The sequence below is a fragment of the Kitasatospora phosalacinea genome, from assembly GCF_000716545.1.
Lineage (GTDB): Bacteria > Actinomycetota > Actinomycetes > Streptomycetales > Streptomycetaceae > Kitasatospora > Kitasatospora phosalacinea.
In genome coordinates this window covers 20,380-28,102 of record NZ_JNWZ01000090.1, presented here as the reverse complement: position 1 = coordinate 28,102, position 7,723 = coordinate 20,380, and the positions used below count along the sequence as shown (strand labels likewise).

Here is a 7,723-nt window from a genome sequence, read left to right as displayed (position 1 = left end):
TCGGAGGAGGAGTTGTCGACCACGCCGGAGGAGGCGGTCCAGGGGCTGGCGCTGCCGGTCTCGAAGCCGGGGTTGCCGAGCAGCTGGGCGGGGGTGCAGCCGGTGCCGCCGCCGGTGGGCAGCCCGGTGGCCGAGTAGCTGAGCGGCGCGGTGCCGCCGGTGGCCTTGATCTGCAGGCTGACCGAGCCGTTGACCGCGGTCGACTGGTTGCCGGGGCTGGTGACGGTCGGGCCGCCGGTGCTGGGCAGCGAGCCGACGTTGACGGCGGCCCAGGCGGTGGCGGTGGCGTTGTACTCGGCCGAGCCGGAGCCGTACAGGTCGGTGGCGGCGGAGAGCATGCCGGCCCGGGCGCTGGCGTAGTTGGTGGTGGAGGTCCAGTAGGTGGTGAGCGCCCGGTACCAGATGGCGGCCGCCTTGTCCCGGCCGATGCCGGTGACGGTGATGCCGTTGGCGGTCGGCGAGTTGTAGCTGACGCCGTTGACGGTCTTGGCGCCGCTGCCCTCGGCCAGCAGGTAGAAGAGGTGGTTGCCGACGCCGGATGAGTAGTGGACGTCGAGGTTGCCGACGCCGCTGTACCAGGAGTCGGCGGAGGAGCCGTCCTTGGAGGGCTTGTCCATGTAGCGCAGCGGCGTGCCGTCGCCGTTGATGTTGATCAGCTCGCCGATCAGGTAGTCCGGGTTGTCCTTGGGCAGGTTTCCCAGAACGCGTTGACGTAGTTGCTGCCGTAGTGGACCCGGCTGTACGCGCCGACGCCGTCGCCGCGGATGCCGCTGCGGCCGAAGGTGTTCTTGTAGTAGTCCCAGGTCATCGCGACGCCGTAGTGGGCGTCGACGGCCGCGGACTCCTTGTTGGAGACGGTGCCGTCGCCCCAGCTGTCGGTGGTCTTCGAGTACAGCGTGCCGGTGCCGCTGGTCCCGTTGTTCAGGTTGGTGGTGTACATGTTGCCGCGGGTCGGGTCCTTGAGCTGGTAGTTGGACCCGGACTGCGAGGTGCCGAGGGTGACGCTGCCGACGAAGACGCCGTTGCCGGTGCCGGTCTGCACGCCCTCCCACTTCTGGATCACGTCCCCGCTGGTGGCGTCGGTGACCACGTGCAGCTTGCTCGGGGTGCCGTCCTCCTGGACGCCGGAGACCACGGTCTCCCAGGCCAGCCGGGGGTGGTTGTCGGCGGCCCAGACCACCAGCCGGGGCGCGGTGTCCAGGGCGGAGCCGGCCTGCGCGGCCAGCGCGGTGGCCTGGCCCTTGGCGGCGGCCAGCTTGGGGGTGGTGGACAGGCCGTCCAGCGAGGCGGTGGAGGCCCGGTCGACGCCCTTGGTGCTGCCGTTGGCGGCCTGGTGGACGATCAGGTCGCCGCCGAGCACGGGGAGTCCGCCGTAGGTGCGCTCGTAGCGGAAGTGCTGGGTGCCGTCGGCGTCCTTGGACGCGTCCTTGACCACCAGCTTCTCCTGGGCGCCGAGGCCCAGGCTCTGGGCGAAGCCGGCGGAGCGGCTGCCCGCGTCGGAGATCAGCTGGGCCTTCCCGGCGGCGGCCTGCTGGGCGGCGACCTGATTGGACGCCAGGGGGACGGACGGAGTGGCCTGGGCCACCGCCACGGGTATCGCGGTCACCAGCAGGGCGGTGGTGGCCGCGAGGGCGGCCATGCTCACGCGGGCATGCGTGGGGCGAGACATGCGGAACTCCTCTTTACCGACCGTCGCGGGGTCACGAGCGGTTGAGAGTATCTGGCCGCGGTTGCGGCGCAGCGGGGGCCCCTGCCGCCGGTTCGCGGCGCGGGGTGCGTGCACGTACGCGGTGCCGGCCACGTGGGGTGCGCGTGCCGGGCTGCGGGCGCCGGTGGCCTGGGGCGGGCTCCATCGGCGGGAGTCGGGGTTACTTGTCGGTTCGCAGCCGGGGGAATCGTGGCAGCAAACACCCGGCGAATGACAGATGCATGCCATGGAATGACCGATTAACGACCGCGCCCCGGCCGCGCCGGCGGCCCCGCACGGTCCGGCATGTGGGACGCCGTCGGGAAGGCCCGTACCGCGCCCCGTCGCGCGGCGCCGGTTTTCGGCCAACCCGGCCAGGGGCCCCACCCGGAGGTGAGGCCCCTGTTACCGCGGGGAAACCATCAGTTCTGGACGAACACCGCCACCGTCCGGCCCGGCACCGTGAAGGTTCCCGAGGCCGGGTCGAAGGCTGCCTGCTTGACCACCGGGTCGCTACCCTTGGCCTGCACCTTGTGCAGTTCCTGCTTGCTGCCGCGCAGGCCCGCCACGGTCTGGTTCTGCACGGTCGGGGTGGCGTTGAAGACCACCGTGATGCCCTTCTCGGCGCCCTTCAGGCCGGTGCCGTCCAGGTGCATGGTGATCACGCCCGGGTTCTCCCCCGCGGTGCCGGACAGCGGGAAGGACAGCCGGCGCTGCACCTCCGCCGTGCTGGCCAGCGCGAACAGCGGCGAGGACTGACGGATCTTCAGGAACTGCTGGTAGATGGCGGTGCCGGCGCCCGTCTCGTTGCAGCCCATCCGCAGCTTCGGGTCGGCCAGCAGCTGCTTGTCGCGGGCCCACATCGACTGGTTGTCGGCCGCCATCGGCAGGCCGCGCCCCCAGCCGTTGCCGAGCTCGCAGTCCCAGTTGATCGCGTTGAACCAGTCGCCGGAGTCGAAGGAGTTGGCGTCCAGCGACTTGGAGCGCAGCAGGTCGCTGCCGGCCTGGGCGAAGCCCGGGCCCTGGCTCAGCGCGGTCAGCGACAGGCCGAGCGCCTGCATCCGGGCCCGGTCGGCGGGCGAGGTGCCCTGCGGCAGCTTGAAGGCCAGCGCGTCGTACAGGTCCGCGTTGTCGTGCGCGTCCAGGTACTCCACCGCCTCGCCGGGAGCGGCCGCGTAGCCGGTCGGCGAGCCGTTGTAGTCGACGCCGCCGCCGGTGACCGGCTTCCCGCTGCTGTCGGTGAACCGGTACGCCGCCAGGTTGCCGGTCAGGCCGACCTTCACCTGGTCCATCTGGTGCAGCAGCCGGGCCTTCTGCTGCTCGGGGGTGCCGTTGTCGGCCGAGCCGTTCGGGTCGGTGAACAGGCCCGACGCGAAGCCCTGCTGCGGGGCCGAGGACAGCTCGTAGTTGCCGCCGCGCCCGGCGTCCCGGATCCGGTCGTTGAAGGTCGCGATGCCGGTGCCGGCCATGTTGGCCTGGGTGGCCTGGACGAACCGGGCGTCGTTGGCGACGGTGCCGAAGTTCCAGCCCTCGCCGTACAGGAAGACGTCCTTCCCGCTCACGCCGTCCTTCTGCGGGGTCAGCGCCCGCAGCGCGGACTGCACGTCCAGCATGGTCGACTTCGGGTCCAGGCCCATCAGGTCGAACCGGAAGCCGTCCACCCGGTACTGCTTGGCCCAGGTCACCACCGAGTCCACGACCAGCTTGTTCATCATGGCGTGCTCGGGCGCGGTGTCGGCGCAGCAGGAGTCGGTGGTGACCTTCCCGCTGTCGCTGAGCCGCTGGTAGTAGCCGGGGACGATCCGGTCGAGCACCGACTTGTCGTCCTGCCCGGCGGCCGCGGTGTGGTTGTACACCACGTCCAGCACCACCCGCAGGCCCGCCTCGTGCATCGCCTGCACCATCGCGCGGAACTGCTCGGTGCGCGCGGTGCCGTTCGGGTCCGTGGCGTACGAGCCCTCCGGCACGGTGTAGTGCAGCGGGTCGTAGCCCCAGTTGTAGGCGTCGTCGGCCTGCACGGCCGCCACGCACTCCTGCTGCTTCTCGGAGTCCGCCGCCAGCGCGGTCAGGTCGCAGGCCGGGAGCTTCTGGTCGGCCCGGTTCTCCCGGATGGTGGCGATGTCGAAGGTCGGCAGCAGGTGGACGGTGGTCACCCCGGCCTTGGCCAGCTCCTCGAGGTGCCGCATGCCCGCCGACTTGGACCGCGTGAACGCCAGGTAGGTGCCGCGCTCGTCGGCCGGCACGGTGCTGTCGGCGGACGAGAAGTCCCGCACGTGCAGCTCCTGGATCTGCTGCTTCACCGCCGGGATCGCCTCCGGACTGCGGTGCTGGTCCCAGCCCTCGGGCTTGGTCGCGGCCGAGGACAGGTCGGCCACCAGGCTGCGCTCGGAGTCGGCGGCCAGCGCGGTCGAGTACGGGTCGGTGACCAGGTTGGTGACCGTCTTCTGGACGCTGGGCGCCCACACCTTGACCTGGTACAGGTAGTACTTGCCGTCCAGGTCCTTGGCGTCCCCGGTCAGCGACCAGACGCCGGACGCGTCGTCGCGCTTCAGCGGCACGGTCTTCGGGCTGCCGCCGCTCGCCTTGTCGAACAGCTGCACCGCGACGTCGGTCGCGGTCGGCGCCCACAGCGACAGCGTCACCTTGCGCCGGTCGCCCTTGCCGCCCTTGTCCTTGTCCTTGTCGTTCCCGTTGCCGTTGCCGTTGTTGCCCTTGCCGTCCGAGTACACCGGGCCGAGCTGCGCGGAGGCCGCCTTGGCCGCGTACAGGTCGTCCAGCACGCCGGGGGTCTGCACGCCGGTGGCGGCGAGCGCGGCGCCGCTCGGCAGGTGCTCGGTGAACACCACCTGGGCGCGCAGCGCGTCGGTGATCCGGCCGGCGTCGCGCGGGTCGACGGTGAACGCCCGGTACCCGGCCAGGTGCGGGAACTTCGCCTTCTGGGCGTCGGTGAGGCCGGCCGCGAGGTTGAGCCGGATCCAGCGGCCCGGCTTGGACAGCACGCCCTTGTCGACGCTCAGCCCGCCCTCGGGGTCGTAGATCAGCTGGGCGCTGGTGCCGCCCTTCAACTGGGCGTCCGCCGCACCGTAGTTGGCGGGCACCACGACGGTCCTGGCGTCGATCCACTGGGCCTTGGCCGAGCCCAGGTCGAGCTGCGAGGAGGTGCCGGCGCTCTGCGGCAGCAGGTGGCCCTCCTGGCCGCCGATGATCCAGATCTCCCGGCCGGAGGTGGCGAAGTCCAGCGACTGGTCCTGCGGCAGGTCCTTGTCGCCGCCGTTGTGGATGATGTAGCTGAGGCTGGTGGCGCCCTCGGCCAGCGGCACCTCGAAGACGGCGCCGAACGCGTCCTGCCGGGCGGGCACCAGCGGGTTGCCCCAATCGGTGGGGGTGGCCGCGCCGGTCCAGTCGTGCAGGCCCCAGCCGGTGTAGTTCCCGTCGGCCCGCCGGTAGTGGATGACCGCCTTGCCCTCGGGCACCGGCTGGGCCGCGTCCGGGTTCGCGGTGCGGACGGTGGCGTCGCCCTCCTTGATCCACACCTCGCCGGTGGCGGAGACGTCGACGTGCCGGTCCTGGTCGACGTCCTTGGTGCCGTTCTTCTCCACCACGAACCCGACGTCGGACGCCCCGCCCTTGAGCTTCACGTACGCGAACGCCCCGTACGCGTCCCGCCCGACGAAGCCGTGGCCGTCCGGCCAGGTGGTCGCCTCGCCGTCGGCGATGTCGCCCCAGGTGTACAGGTTCCAGCCGTCGTAGTCGCCGTCCTCGCGCTGGTAGTGCACCACCGCGTACTCGCGCGTCACCGCGCTCGGCGCGGGCGTGGGCGCCTGCTGCCCGGTGGTGAACTGCCCGGTGGTGGAGGCCAGTCGGCCCGCCGAGTCCTCGACGACCGCCTTGAACCGCACGACCGTCCCGGGTGCGACCCCGTCCAGGTTCCGCGTGACCCGGTACACCCCGTTGTCGGCGGTGCCGAGCGTCTGCCAGGCCCCGTCCCCGACCTGCGCGGCGAAGGTGACCCGGTTGAACCCGCCGCCGGGCACGTTCGCGCCCAGGGTGACCGTCCCGTACGAGCCGTCGGCCGGCGCGACGGCCGTGATCGACGGGCCCGCGGCGGGCTTGGCCAGCTTGTGCTCGGCCTTCAGCACCACCGAGGACATCGCGGGCACGGTGACCGTCGCCCTGCCGTCGGCCCCGCTGGTGACCTTGCCGCCGGTCCCGTACAGGCCGTCGAAGTCCATGCCCGCCGAGAAGGTGTCCAGCGTGACGGTCTTCGGCTCGGCCGCGTTGTTGACCGCCACCAGGTACTCGACCTGCTCCTTGGCGTCGATCCGGGAGAACGCGTACACGCCCGGCCCGTCCGCCGCGTACCGCTCGACCTGCGCGCCGTCGGCCAGCGCCGGGTTGTCCTTGCGCAGCTTCGCCAGGCCCGCGATGCCCCGGTAGAGCGCGCCGTCCTCGCCGTAGCGGTCCTTGGAGCCGGAGGCGCCGCCGATGACGGTGTCGCTGTTGTACGAGGGGGTCCTGGAGGCGAACATGTCCTGCCGGGCGTCCTTGTCGCCGCCCGCGCCGGTGAAGCCCTGCTCGTCGCCGTAGTAGACCACCGGCTGGCCGCGGGTGAGGAACTGCAGCTCGTTGGCGAGCCGGTCCTTGGCCAGCAGCGCGTCGCCCGGGGCCCCCGGGTTGTCGCTCTGCAGGAAGGAGCCGAACCGGCCCATGTCGTGGTTGCCGAGGAAGGTCGGCAGCTCGTAGGCGTCGGTGTCGGCCGTGGTGTACCGGTAGTCCTGCGCGTACAGCTCGCTGAGCGCCTTGGCCGAGCCGTTCTGCGAGACGTACTTGCGGGCCGCCTCCTGGAACGCGAAGTCCAGGGTGGCCTGCAGCTTGCCCTTGGTGACGTACGGGGAGGTGACCGCCGGGTCGCCCGAGTACACCTCGCCGAACATGAAGAACTTCTTGTTGCCCTGCTGCGCGGCGAACTGCTTCAGCGCGGGCGCCCACTGCTCCCAGAACGCCAGGTTGACGTGCTTGACGGTGTCGATCCGGAAGCCGTCGACGCCGGTCTCGGCGACCCACTGCTGGTAGATCTTCTCCATCCCGGCGACGACCTCGGGGTTCTGGGTGTCCAGGTCGTCCAGGCCGGAGAAGTCGCCCTCGGTGGCGGACTCGCCGACGAAGGTCGAGTTGCCGCGGTTGTGGTACAGCGACGGGTCGTTCAGCCAGGACGGGGTCTTCGCGGTCGCGCCGGCCCGGTCGCGCAGCACCGGGGTGTAGGGGAAGGAGTCCTTGGTGGTGTTCGGCCACTGCGCCCGGGCGTCGGCGACCGCGGTCTCGTCGACCGGGTTGCCGTCCGCGTCGAGGGTCGGGTAGGCGCCCTCGGAGCGGTAGTCGTAGGTCTTCTCCGCGTAGTCGATGACGTCCGCGGTGTGGTTGGTGATGACGTCGAAGAAGACCTTGATGCCGCGCTTGTGCGCCTTGTCGATCAGCTCCTTGAGCTGGGCGTTGGTGCCGAAGTGCGGGTCGACCTGGGTGAAGTCGGTGATCCAGTAGCCGTGGTAGCCGGCCGAGGCGTCCGCGCCGGCCCCCTGCACGGGCTGGTTCTTGAAGATCGGCGCCATCCAGATCGCGGTGGTGCCCAGGTCCTGGACGTAGTCGAGCTTGTCGATCAGGCCCTGCAGGTCGCCGCCGTGGTAGAAGCCCTTGTCGGCCGGGTCGAGGCCGTTGTCCATCCGGCCGCCGGTGATGCCGCCGGTGTCGTTGCCGGTGCTGCCGTTGGCGAAGCGGTCCGGCAGCACGAAGTAGAACTGCTCGCGGGTCAGGTCGTGCCGGGCCGCGGTGGCCGCCAGCTCCTTGTCGGACGGCGGGGCCGCGGGCTTGGCGGGCGCGGCGGCGGCCAGCGGGGCGGCGCCCAGGGTGGCGGCGATCAGCGAGACCGCGACCAGGACGGCGGCCCGTCCGGGGCGGCGGTAGGGGGTGGTGCGGCGCTGGGGGCGGAACGGGGCGTCGGCCACGGCAGGGCTCTCCCTCGGGGGCGCTCGGGCAAGGGGT

The 7,723-nt window shown here is 71.5% G+C and carries 3 protein-coding genes; all 3 read right to left on the bottom strand.

Annotation, left to right across the window (positions count from 1 at the left end):
* Positions 1-626 (bottom strand): M4 family metallopeptidase (locus OO48_RS41300; RefSeq protein WP_425338608.1); only part of this gene is annotated, 626 nt, incomplete at its 3' end.
* Between the two features lie 38 nt (positions 627-664).
* Positions 665-1,669 carry a M4 family metallopeptidase gene (locus OO48_RS41295; RefSeq protein WP_425338607.1) on the bottom strand — a complete coding sequence of 335 codons (1,005 nt, stop codon included), beginning with the start codon at positions 1,667-1,669 and terminating at the stop codon, positions 665-667.
* A gap of 440 nt (positions 1,670-2,109) precedes the next feature.
* On the bottom strand, positions 2,110-7,686 hold the full coding sequence (gene pulA, locus OO48_RS31265) for a pullulanase-type alpha-1,6-glucosidase (RefSeq protein WP_033222448.1): 5,577 nt from the start codon (positions 7,684-7,686) through the stop codon (positions 2,110-2,112).
* Between the last annotated feature and the right edge of the window lie 37 nt (positions 7,687-7,723).

Coding starts and splice junctions, on each gene's coding strand:
- OO48_RS41295 (WP_425338607.1), bottom strand. CDS start 1,669: ATGTCTCGCCCCACGCATGCCCGCGTGAGCATGGCCGCCCTCGCGGCC.